This is a genomic window from Humiphilus diazotrophicus (genome assembly GCF_059726315.1).
Genome location: NZ_AP040870.1, coordinates 1,896,979 through 1,915,622 on the forward strand (window position 1 = coordinate 1,896,979; position 18,644 = coordinate 1,915,622).

Consider the following 18,644-nt stretch of genomic DNA (forward strand, 5'->3'; position numbering starts at 1 on the left):
ACTCGATAATTTCGAGCACCACGAATAGGCAAACTCTTTCGTGCTATGGACATTACGACGGCGCAGATTGCATCTTAACCGTCGAGAAATCGTTGAAGGAGCAAGAATGATTACTCGTCGCGAGCTATGTAAATCTCTTGGTGTGTCTGGCGTACTGGCAGCAGTACACGGAATCAGCCACGGAGAAACAGAGAAGCCAGCTGCTCACGGCGGCACGCGTGCGCGAATCGATCTTGGAGGAATATGGGAACGCCGCGTAGGAGGTCTTCTCTATGACCGGATTCAGATCCCCTCCTCTCAACATCCCTTTGGCACTTATGAACTTAGAAGAAGTTTCTTTATTTCAAATCTATCGTCCGGGACAAGAGCTATCCTCCGCTTCGAAGCAATCACTTATCGTGCGCATGTTTCGGTAAACGGAACGCTTCTGGGAATCATGGGACCCTACACCCCCTACGAATTCGATATCACCCGTTATCTGCGGCCGGAGAGCAACGAGCTTTCCGTACTTATCTACGATCTGCAGGCCGAACCGGACGGAAAGGGTAAAGACGAGATAGAACTTGGCGTCAATCTAGGTTGGGAAGCCTATGGCGGGATTATTCGGGATGTCTTTATCGAGTTGCGACCTTCCGCCTATATCGAAAACGTCCGGTTTAGCTATGAGCTACCCGATTCATTCCAGCTGGCAAAGTGTCGAGCCACTGCATTTCTCTCTTCCCTAGAAGCTCTTACAGGGAAATTACGACTCGTATTGTTCCGTCAAGAAAAGGAAGTGGCCACCGTCGAGCGCGCGATAAGCATACCTGCAGGAACAAGTGAGCCGGAACTATCCTTTGAAGTACCGTCGCTGGACTTGTGGTCTCCGACCCATCCTAATCTCTATGCTGCAAAGCTCTCCTTGGAAACAAATGCAGGCTCCGATCACTACGAATTCAAAACCGGCTTTCGCAAGCTGGAAGCTCGCGGATCAAACTTCTATCTGAATGGAGAGAAGTTCAAGCTTCATGGCCTATCATGGCTGGGCACATGGAAAGACCAGGGCTTTACCCTCACACGGACACAGATGGCGTTCGATATGCGCGGAATGAAGGAGATGGGTTGTAATTTCGTGAGGCTTCATCTCTTTCCACAGGACCGCTACATGGTTGAACTAGCGGACGAGCTCGGAATATTTGTCTGTGAGGAACCTGGATTTTGGCAAGTAGACTTCGCTACCATGAGGCCATCGATTACTGAACTGGGCTTCAATATCCTTGGGCGTACAATCCGGCGCGATTGGAACTCGCCCTCCGTTTTTGCATGGCTTCTCAGCAATGAGTCGGACAACACAGTGGAATTTCTGAAGAAGGGGCGGACCATGTGCAAGCAGCTCGATGCCATCGATCGCTTTGTATCAGCTGCCAATTATCGTCCCGTTCAGAAGGCAAAACCACTCTTCGACGAAGCAGGAATGGACTTCTACAGCGATCATCCCTATACCTTCGACTTACATCGCTTCGATCAGGTCTGCGAGAGGTATAGCTCAAGTAAGCCTCTTGTCTTTGACGAATGGGGTGGGCGAGCGGTAGGACAGTCTGACTTCATCCTCCCACAGCAATGTGATCGGATTCTTAAGATGATGGAGGAAGATAAGTTGGCTGGTGAGGTCTTCTTCTCCTGGAACGATTTTCCGCAGTTCGCCAGAATCGACGCGGAGATGCTGGATGGAATTGTGGAATCAGGAGTTGTAAGCGAATCGAGAGAGCGTAGAAATGAGGAATACTCTCAACTAGTTCAACTCTTTCGAGGACAATACCAGGATCAGCACCTCTTCCCTTCACCTTCAGCCCCAGTGATTGTCCCACTTCGCCGCCCTCCGTGGTCTTCAAATCCAGCAACACACACCATCGATCTGCAGGCAATCGCAGACCTCCCTTCGACAAGCCAAAGCTGGCAGGCGCTGGAACAACACATGATTCGATACTGGGATACCGACTGGATGAACAAAGGCCAGTGGGATCGAATCGGACGTCATTTCAGGTTTTGGGAAAACACAGCAATTGAGATTCTGGGTGTTCCTTTCCAATGCCCGGTAAAAGAAGGTTATGCACAACCTCTGGTTGTAACTCCAGAATTCCCCAAGCTAGAAATTCCAATACAGAGGAAATGCCAGCGCCTTCATATTCTGGGTCAGGTGACTCTACCTGGCGGGTACCCCGTTACAGGAACTCCGGAAGCAAAAGTCGCCGAATACCAGGTGAAATATAAGAATGGCTCTGCACAACAGATTCCATTGCGTAATGGAATTGAAGTTTGCACAGCCAATCTCATCTATCGTGCTACGCGAATAGCGCCGGAACCCACCATCGCACAGAGGGCAATCCTCTTCACCAAGGATCCCGCACGAGAAAGGTACCAGGTCCTTCTTCACACGATTGAGTTGAATAGCACTAATGTCGAATCAATCGTTGTTTCGCTATCCCCGGGGCAATCCCCCCTGCTGCTGTTCGCCATCACTGCGGAGAGTCGGTGAGGTATTTGTGAGACCTATAGAAAATGCTCAAGAGCTCGATAAACCACTGCCGAATGTTCATTTCAACCTGGGCTATGTATTGCTCATTACGGTGATCGCAGCATTGGGCGGATTGCTCTTCGGATACGACTGGGTTGTCATTGGAGGAGCAAAGCCCTTCTACGAACGCTACTTCCAACTGCAAAGCGCTTACGCCATTGGTTGGGCAAACAGTAGCGCACTGCTGGGATGTCTTGCGGGCTCGCTGCTCTCCGGAGCGCTAAGTGACAAGATCGGCAGGAAGAAGATGCTGATCGCCGGCGCATTGCTTTTTGCTGTCTCATCAATTCTTACCGGTTGGTCCTATCGCTTCGATCTATTTGTTGTATGGCGAATTATCGGGGGAGTTGCCATTGGAATGGCTTCCAACCTTTCGCCAACCTACGTTTCCGAGGTAAGTCCTTCTCAGTGGCGGGGCAGACTGGTAGCGATATATCAGTTGGGAATTGCCGTTGGCGTGGTAATGGCCCAGATAGTGAATTGGGCAATAGCAGAGCAGGTAGCCGAGGGAGCATCGAGCGAGACAATTCGATTGTCGTGGAATGGTCAATACGGATGGCGATGGATGTTTAGTGCGGTTGCAATCCCTGCGATGATCTTCTTCGCCGGATCACTTATTATCCCGGAGAGTCCCCGCTGGCTAGCGCTCAAAGGAAACAAGGACAAAGCCGAAAAAACTTTATCCCGAATTGGGGGCAGCGAATACGCGCAAGCCACTCTTTCCAGCATACAAGCAACCTCGGAGGCAGAGACCAGCAAGCTCGAATGGCGAAATTGGGCACAATCCGGAGTTGCCAAGATCATTGCAATCGGAGCATCGCTCGCGGTCTTGCAACAATTCAGCGGTATCAATGTGATCTACAACTACGCGGAGGAAATCTATACGGCGGCAGGGTACGGGGTAAGCAATGTAATGTTGAATATCATCGCAACCGGATCGATCAGCATGTTGACTACTATCTTGGCTCTTGCGATTGTCGATAGATTCGGACGACGGCCGTTGATGCTGTTCGGATGCCTCTCTCTCGCCTTCTGCCATACCTTGATCGGGATCTCCTACCACCTGGGATACAAAGGAGCCTTTCCTCTTACACTAACGCTAACCGCCATTGGCGGCTATGGTCTCTCTCTGGCTCCGGTTACTTGGATCCTGATCTCCGAATTATTTCCCAATCAAGTTCGTGGTGTGGCCGTATCGATCTCTGTTTCGGCCCTATGGATTGCATGCTTTGTGCTGACATACACATTCCCTATCATCTCCGAAGGGATCGGACTTACCGGCTCATTCTCTATATATGCAGCAATCTGCCTGATCGGGTTCTTCTTCGTCTTGCGCTTTGTTCCGGAGACAAAAGGAAAAAGCCTGGAGCAGATCGAACGTGAAATCACAGGAGCTTAAGATCCTGATGACAGAGAAAACACACTAGGGGAATCGACACAACAGACTGAGTTCAAAGGCGGGCGGAAGAAGAGATGAAGATATCGCAAATTAAATCGGTCGTAGTCAATGCAGAGTCGAGAAATTGGGTACTTGTAAAGGTGGAAACAGATCAGGCTGGTCTATACGGATGGGGCGAAGCCAGTCTGGAGCTCAAAACACGATCGGTAGTAGGCGCTATTGAAGATCTTGCCCAACTCATCATCGGAGAAGATCCAACCCGCATCGAGCATATCTACCAGAAGCTTTACCGTGCCTCGTTCTTCCGTCCAGGAGTTATAGGAATGAGTGCAATCAGCGGCATAGAACATGCCTGCTGGGATATCTTGGGGAAATCACTCAACGTTCCGGTCTATAAGCTCCTGGGCGGCAATGTTCGTGACAAAGTTCGAATGTACACACATTTGGGCGGCGGAGAAATGGGAGCTGTCTACGATACCTTCGATCCCGCACCGCTGATCGATCTTGCGCTCGAAGTGGTGGCAAAGGGCTACACCGCGGTAAAGGTGGTCTGTGTTCCCTTCTCGGAACCTCTGATGGGTGTGAATTACACGAAACGTTTCGCCCAGACAATTGAAAAGCTTCGCCTCGCACTGGGCGACAACATCGATATCATGATCGACTTCCACGGGAGAACCTACCCGGCAGTTGCAATTCAATACATTCAGGCAATCGCCGAATATGCTCCATATTTCTGTGAAGAGCCCGTACCTCCGGAAAATATCGATGCTTTGGCACAAGTACGCAACGCTGTTAAGGTACCGATCGCTACAGGAGAACGGCTGGTCACCCGCCATCAGTTTCGCGAAATCTTCGAAAAACAGGCTTGCCATATAATCCAACCGGACCTATGCCATTGCGGAGGATTGCTGGAAGCAAAAAAGATTGCAGCGATGGCGGAGACCTACTATATGGGTGTCGCCCCGCATAATCCCCTTGGGCCTGTCGCAAATGCAGTCGCTCTGCACTTTGCGCTCTCGACTCCAAACTTTCTTATCCAAGAGGATATGCTGGCCGATGTCCCCTGGCGCTGGGATGTAGTAAGGCACTCACTCACTTCGGAGAAAGGATATTGGCAAAAGATCGATGCCGCAGGATTAGGTATTGAAGTGGACGAAGAGCAAGCGGCAAAGCATCCCTTCAAACAGGAGATTATCCTAACGACCACAGCGCAAGCCCCGGATGGAGCCGTTCTCGATTTTTAGAGCATTTCTCGCGTGGCTTCGATGTAGCCCTGAACGAGAAATGCTCTGACGTGACGGTTGATGACGCGCTCATTCTTGTTACATGGAAAAGCAAACGCCCCGGAACAATCAAGTTCCGAGGCGTCTGGCGAAGCGAAAAGAGCTACTTTGTAGGAGCGACCTCTTCGACCGCACCGTATTTCGCCAGGGCGGGCTTAATGCTCGGATCTCCCACAGCAACCACTTGCACAGCCGAAGGAGTAAGATATTTCGCTGCTATCTTCTGGATATCGGCAGGCGTTACATCCATTACCTGTTTGGCATAGTCATCCCAATAGTTCTCAGGAAAGCCGTAGCGCTCCGTCACCAGAGCATACGACATCAGGGAAGGACGAGATTCCAGAGAGAGTGCAAAGCTCGCCACAATCGAACGTTGACGTCGTTTCAATTCTTCCCCAGGAGTCGGCTGTTCGGCCAAGCGATGGAACTCATTAAAGAACTCCTGCAGAGCACCTTCTGTTACGGAGGACCGAACTTCGCTATTGGCGACAATCACGCCTGGATAGCGCCCAGCGTCGAAGCGGCTGTAGGCTCCATAGGTGTACCCCTTTTCCTCGCGTAGCTTCATAAACAAACGGCCTGAGGTGCCACCCCCAAGAATTCCATTCGTGACCGTGAGAGCAACGTAATCCGGATTACGACGATCGATTCCCAGGTTTCCAAGTAGAAGATTTGTCTGCACCGAACCTGGACGGTCAACCAGAACGACCTTGGTTGAAGTTGCGGCTTTAGGCATTGCGGGAATCGAAAGCTGAAGATCGGTTTTCTTCCAATCCTTCAAGGCACTTTCGATCTTGCTCTTTGCCTCGGCAACAGTGATATCGCCGGCAATAACTAGAATTGAGTTCTGAGGGGTGTAACGTTGCCCGTACCACTGCTTGAGTTGTTCCACGGTGAGTGAGGTGAGGCTCTCCGGAGTCGCACTCACAACGCCCGCGGGAGAATCTGCATAGATTGCCTTGCGGAAATACTTGTTGGCCAGGAAGGTCGGCGTCGAGAACTGCTGCTGCAAAGCCGCAATCTGACGCTGTCTGGCAATCGCAAGTTCATTCTCCGGGAAGGATGGATGCAGAACCACATCCGCAAAGATAGCCAGCCATTCATCGAAGTTGTCCTTCAACCCCGAAGCAGAGACAGAAGCTTCAGGCCGAGTCGGCATGGCACTCACACTGACCTGTGCACCCAGTTTCTCAATGGCTTCGGAGAGCTCGCGGCTAGAACGCGTCGCGGTGCCTTGCCTCATCAAGGTGGCCGTCATTTGTGCTAAGCCGGGTTTATTGGCAGGATCGTACAGTGCCCCTGCTCCATCAACTTCCATCTCAATAGAGACTGAAGGGAAACGATGATCCTCCAGAACCAGTAACCGAACGCCATTCGGCAAGGTCGTTTTGACAGCGCGAGGCAGATGAACCTTCAGCACCTCATTTGAAACGGGAGCCCTATTTAGACGGGTGAGGCTAGACTTCTCCTGTTGCGAAGCATTCTGGGCAAAAGCAGAAGAAACAACAAGACCAGCCACAAGAACAGGAGAAAGGAAGAGCTTCATAGAAGTCGATAGTTTTTTCACGGTTATCTCCTTTTACTTTCCCTGCGCCGGTGCTGCAGCAGCAGATTTCGGCATTGTGATCAAGACGCTACGATTCGTGGGAATCAAATACTGCTTGGCAACCCGCAATACGTCGTCCTTCGTTATAGCCGCGTACTGAGCGTCTACGGTATTAATGTGATTGGGGTCGTTGTAATAGACCGTATCTTGCGAGATCTGAACGGCACGACGCAAAGCCGAGGTATTGGCATTGATATGCTGCATCTTGACCTGATTCAGAATCTTAGTCATTTCCCAATCGGCTGGAGGCTCCTTCTGCATCTTCGCAATCTCGTCGTAAACCACCGCTTCAATCTTGCTCAGATCGACTCCCGGACGAGTAATAACCTGGACCTCGGCCATGTCGGTACCGCGTGACTCATCAATTCCGCCGCCCACTTGCACGGCCAAAGACTGCTCTTTAACTAACTTCTGATACAAACGTGAAGATTGTCCATCGACCAGCAAGGTGAAAAGGACATCTAGAGCATAGAAGTCCTTGGTATTGCTTTGCGTAGTCTTGTACGCAATATTCATCATCGGCAGCTGTGCGAAATTGTCAGTGATGATCAGGCGTCTCTCCGCCGTCTGCTTGGGCTCGGTTACATCTACAGGTGGCGGTGGTGTATGGGAAGGAATGTCTCCGAAATACTTCTTCACCTTCTCGATTGCAACTTTGGAGTCAAAGTCACCTACGAGGGACAAAACGGCGTTATTCGGAGCGTAATAGGTTTTAAAGAATTCCTGCACATCGGCAACGGAGGCTGCATTCAAATCCTCCATCGATCCGATTGTCGAGTGCTTGTATGCAAAGTTGTCGTAAACCAAATTCTGTAGCGCTTCGAAGGTTTTTCCATATGGCTGGTTGTCCATACGCATGCGGCGTTCTTCCTGAACGGCATTACGTTGGTTATCCAGATTGGCTTGAGTTACAGCCAAAGAGCGCATTCGATCCGACTCCAGGAATAATCCCAGATCCAACTGATTCGCAGGAAGCTCTTCGAAGTAATTGGTACGATCCTCCGAAGTAGTCCCATTCATGCCGCCGCCATTTTCTTCCACCAGCGTCATGTGTTCGCCTTTCGCGATGTTCTGCGAGCCCTGGAACATCATGTGCTCAAACAGATGAGCAAAACCGGTGCGTCCCTTCCGTTCATCGCGGGAGCCGACATTGTAGGTCACGGCAATGGCATAGACCGGCGCACTATGGTCTTCAACCAGAATGACTCGAAGGCCATTGCTCAGTTTGACATCTTGAATAGGAGTACTCTTAGAAGACTCTCCGGCAACCACAAGCATGGGTGATGCCAGCAATACACAAGATGCAAGGAACCGCAAGGGTGCTTTCATCATCTATCTTTATCTTTCCCCACCAAATACAAAGGTGATATTAGCTTTGCGCCCGAACCTCAAGAGCCGGACACTAACTGGCAGAAGCAAGGAAACGTAGAAACTCCTGCTCATTGCGAGTCAGACCCGAATAAGTGGCGACCGTTTTCCCACCCGGTGTCACGATGACATATAGCGGAAGGGCTATGGTGCCAAACTGTTCCTTCTCCAATTTCTGCTGCTCTTCATAGAGGGAACCATCTCCATCTGTATATAGACGAACGCGGACAAAGGCGTTTAGTTTGTCTTTTACCGCCGGACGGGGAAACATATTCGCCTCCATCCAACGGCAGTTGGTGCAAGTATACCCCGTGAAATCAATGAAGACAGGCTTTCCCGCTTCCTTCGCCCTATCGAGAGCAGATCGATAGTTGTTCTCTATCCAGTCCAACTCCGAGACCGGGGAGTTGCCAGAAGATGCCGGATGCTCCATTGACTGCGGGAGAAAGGCTTCCAACTCTCCCATCGGATGACCCAGGAGGCCGGTAGTCAACCAAATAGCAATAGAGAGAAAGAAAATGGCCATCATGACTCTGATACCTGAAACAGCCTCGTCAGCAGTCTCATGCCCAAGCCGGAAACGGCCAAGCAAGTAATATCCGGTCATCAATCCGATAGCTATCCAGACAGACAAAACCGTCATTCTGGTGAAAAGGCCCCAATGCCAGATGAGATCTGCATTCGATAGAAACTTCATTGCAGCAGCTATTTCCAGAAAGCCCATCACAACCTTCACGGAATTCAGCCAGTTTCCCGACTTGGGCAGATTCGATAGTAATTGCGGCGCAAGTGCCAGCAAAAAGAACGGCAAGGCAAAGATGGAAGAGAAGGCCAACATGCCTAGCAATGGCCATTTCCAGCTTCCTTGCGAAGCCATCACCAACAAAGTTCCAACAAAGGGTGCGGTACAGGTAAACGAAGTGAGAGTGAAGGTCAGCCCCATGGCCAGCGTGCCCGCAATCCGTCCCGCCTGTTTTCCCCTGGAAAATCCATCTATTTGGGCTACCAAGCCAGGGGGCACCTGCAGGAAATAAAGACCGAATAGGCTGAAGGCAAACCCCAGAAAGATAGCAGTAATAAGAAGATTCACCCATGGATTTGCAGCAAGCCGGTTTACGCCCCCTGCTCCAAACATAAGCGCCAGGGCCAGACCTAACAGAGTAAAGGTCAAGATGATTCCGAGACTATATATAAACGCATCTCGAATAGCAGCGCCACGGCTTCTGGAAGCATGATTCGTAAAGTAGCTGACCGTGATCGGAATCATGGGAAAGACGCAGGGCGTCAAGAGTGAGAGAGCCCCCATCCCCATCGCGAACCATAAGAACGAGACCAGAGATCGATGCTCCACCTCTCCCTGTGGAGCAACAGGAGGAACAGCCTGAGACAGCGTATTCTGTGCTACTGGAATCGATTGTGACGTTTCAGCTTTCTTTATGAGTTCAGAGTTGGGAACCGAAGGAGAACTGCCCGGAACCGCTACCGCTGTAGCTGCACCTGTTGCAAGAATCGTCACCGGCACCATCAGGTGTAATTTCTTAGGCGGTAGGCACGTACTTTCGTTACAAACCTGGAAGGCTACATCGACACCAATCTGCTGCTTTCCAGCCGGAGCATTGCTGGCTACTTTGATAGGCAGACCAAAGCGGAGACTTCCTGTATAAGTCTCAGTCTGCATCTCAAAGTTCTGATCGTATGACGACAGAGGTTTGGGCGCCTGAATCTGCCCACCCAATGAAAATGGCTGGTTAGCAGCTAAGGCCAAGTTCATCCGCGTGGGCCCACCTGGCCCCTGGGTGATGGAATAGCTATGCCAACCTGCCCGTATATCAGCTCGCAATTCTATGATTAGGCTCTTCCCTGCACTAACCTCGCCCGGAACAGCTTTAGCCTGCCAAGGCATAATTTCTTCCGGAGTCTGTGCAGATACAGACAACGCAGCCATCAAAAGAACAACAACACAGAACAAACGTCGCGACATGAGTAACCCTTTTGCAGTAGATCGAGCTGTATCAAAAAAAGAAACGCAATAAATTCCCAGCATAAGACAGAAAGCGCTCCGGATCGCTATTTTCGAAACCGGGGCGCAACTAAAGACCATGCTATGCAGTCATTCTTTGGTGGAATACTTCTGCAATAGCGGTCGCAGCTCTTCAGTTCCGTAGAGCCTCGATTCTCCATGAAAATTCTTCGACAAGTTCCTTACTAAATCCCATCTTTTCGAAATCACGGTTTCCATCGGCATCGACAAACCAGGTCATAGGAATGGGAGTAATCGAATTTCGATTCGCGTAATCAGGACCGAGCAAAACAGGAAAATCGTACTTGCGAGCCGAGATAAAAGTGTCGATCGTACTCTTCGGGGTAGTAGCGTCATCTGTCGCAACTGACAGGATGGCTATCGAAGGGTCGTTCTTATACTTTTCATAGAGCTTTTGAAAATCCGGCAATTCTTTACGGCAAGGCCCACACCATGTCGCCCAGAAATTAATAACCAGGATTTTCCCCTTTAAACTGCTCGAAGCTACTGGTTTCCCGTCCAATGCTGTCAAGGAAAATGCAGGCATCTCCTGCGGTTTTCTCGCGCGAGTTTGCAGGATTTCTTTCTTCCTACGCTCGCGATCCTTATCCAGAATCGGCTTCATGTAGGCATCCAGCCCTTGTGGGTTATTCCCATGACCACGGAGATAGAACTCCTGCAGAGCCTTGATGGCGGGATGCTCTCCAGCCTCGTAGACCGGAAGAGTAACGGCAGATTGGAAGAGAGCTTCAGCATCTGAAAGCTTGCCCTCCGCTTCCAGAACTCGAGCAAGATGAAGGTTGCTATTCAGCCCTTTTGGCGAAAGAGCAATTGCTGTACGCAACTTCTCTTCTGCATAATCCATCTTCCCCGACTGATAGTAGATCCAGCCTAGGGCATTAAGCCATGGCGCAACGAATGTTGCTTCCGAAAAACCAGTGAACCCCTGCTTATCGACTTGATCCTCCATACGGTCGGCCAGAAGCTTCCACTGCTTATCAAGTTCCCCTTGAGCAATCCTCTCTAGCTCATCGAGATGTACCTTGTGGTCAGCAAGCACCTCCACGGCATTTGCGGATTCAGCGGGAAAAGCTTGAACCTCCCGGTATAGGCGATCAATATCTGGCTTCTCTTGAGTGCTGAGATAGCTGATCAAGCTGCTATGCGCCTCTTTTGCCAGATCTGAATCAACGTGCTTAGGTTTAGAAAGAAATGCCTCGAGAGCTTCGATCTTGGGAGCATCGTTCTTCTCCGCAATCGCAGAAGGACGATCTTCCGTCGCGCGGAAATATTCAACAGCTTCTGCAAACTTGCTTTCAGGAAACTTTTTCAGGATTTCCTCTCCGACTGCATTTTCTACCTGAGCAGAAACACCATGCAGCAGGCTTAACAGCGCAGAAACTTCATGCTTGTTCGCAAGAGGCGATGCAAAATAACGATCGGTAACAGCTGTGATCTCCCGAATCTTCTCATCCTGGCTTTTGCCCGGTTGTTCAAGTAACAATCTGATATACGATCTCTGCACTTCAAAAGAATCCGGAACCAGCGAAGCAGTATTTTTCAACAGCTCCCATGCTTCCGATTTCCTCTGTGAAGTTGATAGCAGATAGCTTTTCACCAATATCGCCTGAACATTGGATTTATCCAGCACAAGCGCTCTATTGGCAATTGCAATGGCTTCGTCTTCGATGGAACGGTCGTGGGTAGCCAATCCGAGCGATTGCTTGGCCTCGGCCAATGCGGCCAATCCATGAGCAGACTTTTCGTAGCTTTCCTGATGCTCCTTAAGAAACAACACTAATTCCGACTGGAAGGCTTTGGACTGAGTAGGATTTTCTGCCAGATTTATTACCTGAGCCATTCGATAAGTCGCAAGCGATAAGACATCGACATCATCAGGCGACCGCTCAATTGCCTTATTGCAAAGTTCTCTTCTCTCCCATCCTGAAGCGAGCGCGGCCCGAGCAAGCATCGACCAAGAACTATCGGTATCCTTTTTCTTGAGTTCGGGAAGCATCTTTTGCACCTTTGAACGCGAGCCCAAAGCTGCCAACCAGCCTTTCGCAACCACATCGTCAGGCTGGCTCTTGACCAATTCTTCAGCTTCAGATGCCGCAGAGTAGAACTCAACGTTGTAGTAGAGATGCCGAACACGCTCAAGGTCGGCACCTGACGAGGTGGACTGTGCCGAAAGCAATGGGGCCGCACTAAACAGGGAGAGAAACACAACAGAAGAAAGCTTTGGTACACGACACTTCATTCTTTATCTGCCTTATCGAAAATGAGGATTGTAACCCGGTTGCTGTCTATCACCGAGGAAAGGCCAAATAGCAAAGCTGTAGGCTCGCCATTTGGCCCGATCATTGCAGGCTAGAACTGTAATTTCATCGCGAGTTGCATACTGCGAGGATTGCCTACTCCGTAGAAGCCGCCCCCCTTTGACGAGCCACCGATAATGCCAGGGAGAAGACCAAACTTACTGGACCCCGAAGCCGGTGTGAACTTCCCGGATGTGGAAATATAACCGAGGGAAGAATTGGGATCTTTATAGTTCACTTGATTGGGAAGATTGAAAGCATCTGCCCGAAACTGTAATCCCAGCCGATCTGTTAACTGAAATTGGCGTCGCAAAGTAAAGTCAAGTTCGCTTAGTCCAAGACCAGTGATAAACCCACGCCGCTCGTTTCCTTGCAGACGTCCACTGTTATTGGTAGCAAAGGCCACATCAAAAGCAGATGCATTCAGAATCTTCCCGCCAAATGCAGTTTGAGACTTGATCCACAGTGGAACACCAGGCATAACATCGGGCCGAAAGACCGTGGCCGCAATGCCCGGACGTGTAATTTGGACCGTAGCTGTCACAGGATTTCCGGTGTGAGCCGAATAGATCCCATCCATGGACCAACCTTTCACAACATAGTCCAAACCACCCAACCCGGTATGTGCCTGTGGAATATCGAAGTTAAAGCTCAAACTAAAACTATGGCGCATGTCGAAACTGGACAAGCCTCGCTCACGAGACACGTTAAGCTCGCGCGGCGACGGGGCAATAGAAGTATCGCTTGAAGCGGTGTCGAAAGACTTTCCCCAGGTGTAGGAGGCAAAGGACTGAAATCCATGAGAGAACCTGCGAATAAACTTCGCCTGGAGAGAATTAAAGGATGAACTATCTGAACTAGAGTAAACAGCCATATTCAGAAAGCGGTTACGGTACGAGGAACCGTCATATTGAGAAAATCTCGTCAGATCTTTACCCGTCGATCCAACATAGGCCAATGCCAAGGTCTGCGACTTTCCGATTGCCTGATCGACACTAATGTTCCACTGAGAAACAAGTGGGAGTGTAAATCCTGGGTTGAAGGCCAGGATCGATTGGCTTGAATATGGGGGCTTAAAATCCACAGCGGGAACTGGAGGGATCGGATTCGCTGGCCAGGGCTGGTTCATCAAGACACCATAGCGATCATGGGGGAAGAAGGAGGTTGCCCCCATAGCAGTGTCATTGTTGGTATCCCAGAAGAGACCGAAACCACCATGTATTACGGTCTCGGAGGACGGATTACTCCCCACAACATAGGAAGCTCCTAATCGGGGAGCAAACGCGTGTTTATTCGTAGGATAGAGACTCGTCCCTGCCGGTGCCAGAAGCGCGTTTGCAGGATCTGTGGGATTGGACACTACATACAGAGATTGGCCATGAGCTCCAGAGGGCGGGGGGTTGTAGTCCCAGCGCAGGCCATATTCGAGCGAGAATCTCGGTGTAATTTTCCAATCGTCTTGAGCGTAAAGAGAAAGATTGTGAAGATGCACTACAACGGTATCCCGGCTCTGCACCTGTGCAACGTCCGGTGTAGCCGTTGCTAAGCCATCTAGTGTGTAGAACGCAATATTGGCGCTATAAACTGTAGGCGATGCAATCGGATATAGGAATCTCCAATCGACGCCAAATTTGAAATTATGTGCACCCTTATTCCAAGAGAGGTTGTCCATTACGTTGATCTGGCGTTGGGTATTGGCTACAGAATTCCCTAGCTCCCAAGACGAATACCAGGTACTGGCATAGGAGCCGAAGACAAAAACTGAATTGCTGGAACTGGCGCCATACTGCGAGGGAAACATCTGACTCAACATTGTTGAGTCAGGAATACTGCCACCTGCATACGTGTCGAGGTAGTAATACGACCTACCACTGTTCTTGGCCCAGTTTGCACGAAGCTCATTCGCTATATGATTGTTCAGAGTCCAGGTCGACCCAACAGTTACCAGGTTGTTGTCGTAGTGATTCTCGCTCACCTGATTGAGCGATCTCGTTGTCGCCCAAGAAGGAGCCGATGCATAGCGGACAAAGAAAGACAGACGTTCCGTCACATGATGGTCTAGTCTCACACTTGTCGCATCGGTGGCACTCGGATTGGAGAACGAGCCGAAAAAGGCAGGGACACCGTAGAGATCAACGCCATTTGCTATCGGCGTGATCTTGATATAAGGCAAAATCGAGGAGGCGATTCCGCTTGCCCCATTGCGAACAGATGCCGGCGGCGTATCCCAGTAATTCGCATTCGGTTGACGTAACCGAAGCCCCTCATAGGAGAAGAAGAAGAAACTCTTCTTCCTGCCGTCATAGATCTTCGGGAGCCAAATGGGACCGCCTAGAGTGCCGCCGAAATTGTTTTGACGAATAGCAGGTTTTCGATAACCGGCCTTCATCATTGCATTCTGCCACTTCGTATAGGAACTCATGGCATCCAATGCTTCATTGCGAAAGTAGTTAAAGCCAGTTCCGTGGAACATATTCGTTCCCGAGCGGCTTGTTATCTGTACTTGGCCACCGGGCGAACGGCCAAATTCCGGCGCGTAAGTTGAACTTTGTATGGTAATCTCTTCCATCGCGTCGATGGAGAGGATGCTGGAAGTGGTACTTATAGCACTTAACCCCGCGACCTGGCCACCAGCTCTCTGTCCCAATCCGCTCACCGAATTCAGTTCAATGCCGGTATTCGCAGATATGCCATCAACTGTGTAGTAGTTTGTATTATCACGCTGACCATTAAAGCTAAACTGACCATCGCCACCAGTTCGAACAACTCCCGGTGTGATTGCAATCAACTGCTGAAAGCTACGCCCATTCAGCGGCATATTTTCGACAAATTTCTGATCCACTACCGTCTTGCACGAGATATCAGTGTTGATTAGCAGGTCATTGCCATCAACTCGTACTTCCTGACTCTCTCCGCCGACCTTGAGATGAACAGCGATGGCCGATCTGGCAGCGCCGTCTAGTTTAAGAGACTGAATCATTTCCGTCGAGAAGCCTGGAGCCTCGATAATAAGCTCGTATTGTCCGGCTTTTGCAAAGGGAAATATGAACGTACCCTGAGCATTGGTTGTGGCGGCCCGCTCCAGGAGAGTGGTTTGCTCAATGAGCCGGACCTTGGCACTGGAAACAGCTGCACCTGAAGGATCAGTAACTGTTCCGCTCAACTCCGCAGACTGGGAAAATCCCCGTATAGGGAACGAGAGAAACAGAAGAAGAAAGACTACAACCCTAAACGACTTATATGTCATGGCCATCCTTTTTGGAAGTGATTTAGGTATGTATCCAGAGCAGTGCCAGCATTATGGTGACTTGCTCAACTTTGCTGAACTGCAAATATGTTTTAACGAGGAACCCTGTGTACACCTTGATGGAACTGGCGCATCTACCGCCGGATTCCTTTAGTGTTCTAACAACCTACCAACTAACCTTTTTTTCTTTTGCGCCGCATTTCGCATCGTTGCTACAACACCAGCCAGATCATCGATGAGTTGCGATCCGGAACGTGTTTCGGTGTCGCTTGCAGTAACCAACTCTTGACAGAGTTTGAGGTTAAGCTGCGCGGATTTTCGTAGATCGTCCCCGCCCGACAGCTCATTGAGCGAGGACATAGAGTCAGGCGAGAGATACGGAGATAGCGCATTTCTCTCCGCCTCAATTTGCTGCACGATATCGTCCACCTGACCCTCAATCAAAAGAGCCAGGCGGATGCGATCCTGCTCCTCCATCCTCTCTCTCCGTTCGGGGGAGAATTTACGCTCCAGATCCTCTAAAGCTTGTAAACGCTGACGAATTGCTAACGATCTGTCGATCAAGGTCCGGCTGAGGGCCACTCCATTCGCTGGAGACACTGACCGCTCCTTCAAGAATTTCTCCAGAGGAGAACTATCCGCGGCAATCGCAATCGCCTGAAAGGAAGTGGTTCCGGTCTGCCGGGAGGCATGCTCTCTAGATAACTGTTCAAAGCTCTGAATTTGTGGCTTCACCCAAGCTAGGCCACGTAATTCAGTCTCAATGTCGCGTTTACGTTTGTCGGTATCGACAACACCTGAAACACGAACCGCGCTTCTCCCCATATCGACGTGAATGTCCTCACCTGCATCAGCATGTAGACGGTTTAGCGCTAGCCGGACATTCAATTCCGCAGCATCCAACTCTTCGGGCCGAGGCACCGAAGGTAACGGAATCACGTGTAAAGGAACATCAGAGACAGCAGCAGGCAAGGGTTCGAATAATGCTGAAGTATTCACCGCTGCCCAGGGCAAAACATCATAGGTGAGTTCGGCAATTTCCACGGTTTCCGAATCGCGAAAAACGATTCGCCGATTTAGAGGATGGAAATCGGATCTACGGACTGTAAGAGATTGCTCACTAATGCTACTTTCCGACGTTTTGATGGTAAGTGTCAGCAACTCTCGACCGGAACGAGTTACTTCGTCTTTTTTATTGGCTAGTTGTCGATGCCAGCTGACAAAACTATCTACAGAAAGAGGCTCCTGCCAGTCAATGCCTGCTGTCTCTAGTTTCTTTTTGATAATTCGTTGCTCACTGGGGAGTTCGTGAACCAAAGCCTTTCTTGTCCTGGAACTATCACGATAGATAGATCTCTCGACTATCGCAGCTTTGCTCTTGATTTCAATTTTCTGATAAATCACTCCGGAATGACTCTTCGTTCCTGCTGAAGCTAATTGCAAATTCTCTAGAAATTCTCCGGAGGAGATCTCCTTTTCAGGATTGCGCCAGATCATTACAAGAAGGAATGTGGCAATGCCAACAATCAGAACCGATGCAAGAATGGGTTGCATAAAAGGAATGACCGATTGACGAAGGGTATCGACAGGTAAAGACCACCTGGCAGGTTGAGGTTCCACAAAGATCTCATCGAGCTTTGTGAGAAACTGACCTCTCCTCTGTGCCGGAGGTGGAAGAAAAGGAGCTAGCACTTGCTGGCGATAGCCTACGAAGCGCACGATCGTGTGCTCAAGACGATCACGCTTGGCCCGACAAGTCCAACAGCCCTCGATATGATGCTGTACCTTCTTACTCTGACTTGAAGACAATTCACCATCAAGCCAGCAAATCAGAGTCTCATCGTCCAGATGACGACGATTGGTACAGAAGATCCGTTCCCAGAGTTTACTCATATAACTCATCCATGAGATGGGCCATAGCACGCTCTAATAGCTGGGGCACGCGAGAAACACTGATCCCCAAAGCCTCTGCTATCTCCCGATAGCGAAGCCCCTCGGCTCGCAAATGCAGGCAATGACGTTGTTGGTCTGTAAGCTTCGCCATTGCTTTCTTCAGCCTTAGTTGTTGCTCGATCCGCAAAAGAGAATCCTCCGGCGTGCCGTTGATATCGGCCTGATGTACTACGGAGGAGCTTTCCGGAAGATCCGCTTCGGCAACTAATCGGCTCTCCCTTTTCTGCAGGTTCAGCGAGAAGTTATGGGCAACACGAAAGAGCCAGCTGCGTGGCTTATCAGGCTTGTTCCCCATTTGTATCTGTTTGCATAGACTCAAAAATGTCTCTTGAACTACATCGTCTGCACTTTGCGGAGAGAGGCCCAGACAAATCAGATACTGAAATAGTGACGGACGAAGTTCGTCGTAGAGCTGAATGATTTCGGATTTTTGGCTCGACCCGCTGGAGTTTTTTCGAACGCGCGAATCAGTTCCATAGTTGTGTCTATGGTTGTCTTCATCTCTCGTTCTCGCCACCAGGGAGATGGCTAAATCCATCGAGTACACTCCACCTCAGGCCCGTTCTGTTACAGCGCCAAGGAAACTGAGTTTGTCCGTATACCCTAGAGACAATCGAAGCGTGAATTTTTACAGGGGAAGTACACAAATTTTCTGAAAAACATCGAAAGACTCTGTCTCGATCACAGGACCAGCATTTGATTGGGCTCCGGTGATTGTTACTTTACCCTCGAGACCGGCTGTTTCAATGAATGAAAATTCATTTCGTACCATGCGAGACAGGGGCCGGGCAGCAAATTACATACCGATTTTGATGGATACACGGAATTTCGGAAGGGGGAATTCCAAGCAGGATTTTGGGAGAACTTTCCAGGCTACAAAAGTTATCGATTGCCTG

General features: G+C 50.0%; 10 protein-coding genes. 3 read left to right on the forward strand and 7 right to left on the reverse strand.

From position 1 onward, the window contains the following. The first annotated feature begins 106 nt into the window (after positions 1 to 106). The 3 genes from AC6I7T_RS09005 to dgoD all read left to right on the forward strand — a co-directional run bounded on the left by AC6I7T_RS09005 (position 107) and on the right by dgoD (position 5,197). On the forward strand, positions 107 to 2,515 hold the full coding sequence (locus AC6I7T_RS09005) for a glycoside hydrolase family 2 protein (RefSeq protein WP_497793030.1): 2,409 nt from the start codon (positions 107 to 109) through the stop codon (positions 2,513 to 2,515). 7 nt (positions 2,516 to 2,522) lie between these two features. After that, a complete protein-coding gene (locus AC6I7T_RS09010) occupies positions 2,523 to 3,953 on the forward strand; it encodes a sugar porter family MFS transporter (protein WP_497793031.1) in 1,431 nt (476 codons plus the stop codon). 74 nt (positions 3,954 to 4,027) lie between these two features. Then, positions 4,028 to 5,197, forward strand: coding sequence for a galactonate dehydratase (gene dgoD / locus AC6I7T_RS09015; RefSeq protein WP_497793032.1), 1,170 nt, complete (start codon positions 4,028 to 4,030; stop codon positions 5,195 to 5,197). 142 nt (positions 5,198 to 5,339) lie between these two features. On the opposite strand, the gene AC6I7T_RS09020 is transcribed toward dgoD, so the two are convergent. From AC6I7T_RS09020 to AC6I7T_RS09050, 7 genes are all read right to left on the reverse strand, one after another. Then, positions 5,340 to 6,803, reverse strand: coding sequence for a M16 family metallopeptidase (locus tag AC6I7T_RS09020; RefSeq protein WP_497793033.1), 1,464 nt, complete (start codon positions 6,801 to 6,803; stop codon positions 5,340 to 5,342). 12 nt (positions 6,804 to 6,815) lie between these two features. Then, positions 6,816 to 8,174 (reverse strand): M16 family metallopeptidase, encoded by a 1,359-nt coding sequence (locus tag AC6I7T_RS09025; RefSeq protein ID WP_497793035.1) that lies wholly within the window; start codon positions 8,172 to 8,174, stop codon positions 6,816 to 6,818. 70 nt (positions 8,175 to 8,244) lie between these two features. Then, the gene (locus AC6I7T_RS09030) at positions 8,245 to 10,191 is read right to left on the reverse strand and encodes a protein-disulfide reductase DsbD family protein (protein ID WP_497793036.1); all 1,947 of its coding nucleotides are present in this window, start codon (positions 10,189 to 10,191) and stop codon (positions 8,245 to 8,247) included. Between the two features lie 172 nt (positions 10,192 to 10,363). After that, entirely contained in the window at positions 10,364 to 12,490 is a 2,127-nt protein-coding gene (locus AC6I7T_RS09035; protein WP_497793037.1) for a redoxin domain-containing protein, read from the reverse strand. 110 nt (positions 12,491 to 12,600) lie between these two features. Then, complete coding sequence (locus tag AC6I7T_RS09040) at positions 12,601 to 15,795, reverse strand: TonB-dependent receptor (protein ID WP_497793038.1); 3,195 nt, start codon at positions 15,793 to 15,795, stop codon at positions 12,601 to 12,603. 150 nt (positions 15,796 to 15,945) lie between these two features. After that, a complete protein-coding gene (locus AC6I7T_RS09045; protein ID WP_497793039.1) occupies positions 15,946 to 17,688 on the reverse strand; it encodes an anti-sigma factor family protein in 1,743 nt (580 codons plus the stop codon). Beyond that, positions 17,681 to 18,286, reverse strand: a complete 606-nt coding sequence (locus AC6I7T_RS09050) for an RNA polymerase sigma factor (RefSeq protein ID WP_497793040.1) — start codon at positions 18,284 to 18,286, stop codon at positions 17,681 to 17,683. Before AC6I7T_RS09050 ends, AC6I7T_RS09045 begins: the two co-directional genes overlap by 8 nt. Positions 18,287 to 18,644: the final 358 nt, after the last annotated feature.

Excerpts from the sequence above, each read along its gene's own strand:
- AC6I7T_RS09050 (WP_497793040.1), bottom strand. The coding sequence starts at position 18,286 with ATGGATTTAGCCATCTCCCTGGTGGCGAGAACGAGAGATGAAGACAAC.
- dgoD (WP_497793032.1), top strand. The coding sequence starts at position 4,028 with ATGAAGATATCGCAAATTAAATCGGTCGTAGTCAATGCAGAGTCGAGA.
- AC6I7T_RS09045 (WP_497793039.1), bottom strand. The coding sequence starts at position 17,688 with ATGAGTAAACTCTGGGAACGGATCTTCTGTACCAATCGTCGTCATCTG.
- AC6I7T_RS09030 (WP_497793036.1), bottom strand. The coding sequence starts at position 10,191 with ATGTCGCGACGTTTGTTCTGTGTTGTTGTTCTTTTGATGGCTGCGTTG.
- AC6I7T_RS09005 (WP_497793030.1), top strand. The coding sequence starts at position 107 with ATGATTACTCGTCGCGAGCTATGTAAATCTCTTGGTGTGTCTGGCGTA.
- AC6I7T_RS09040 (WP_497793038.1), bottom strand. The coding sequence starts at position 15,795 with ATGACATATAAGTCGTTTAGGGTTGTAGTCTTTCTTCTTCTGTTTCTC.
- AC6I7T_RS09035 (WP_497793037.1), bottom strand. The coding sequence starts at position 12,490 with ATGAAGTGTCGTGTACCAAAGCTTTCTTCTGTTGTGTTTCTCTCCCTG.
- AC6I7T_RS09025 (WP_497793035.1), bottom strand. The coding sequence starts at position 8,174 with ATGATGAAAGCACCCTTGCGGTTCCTTGCATCTTGTGTATTGCTGGCA.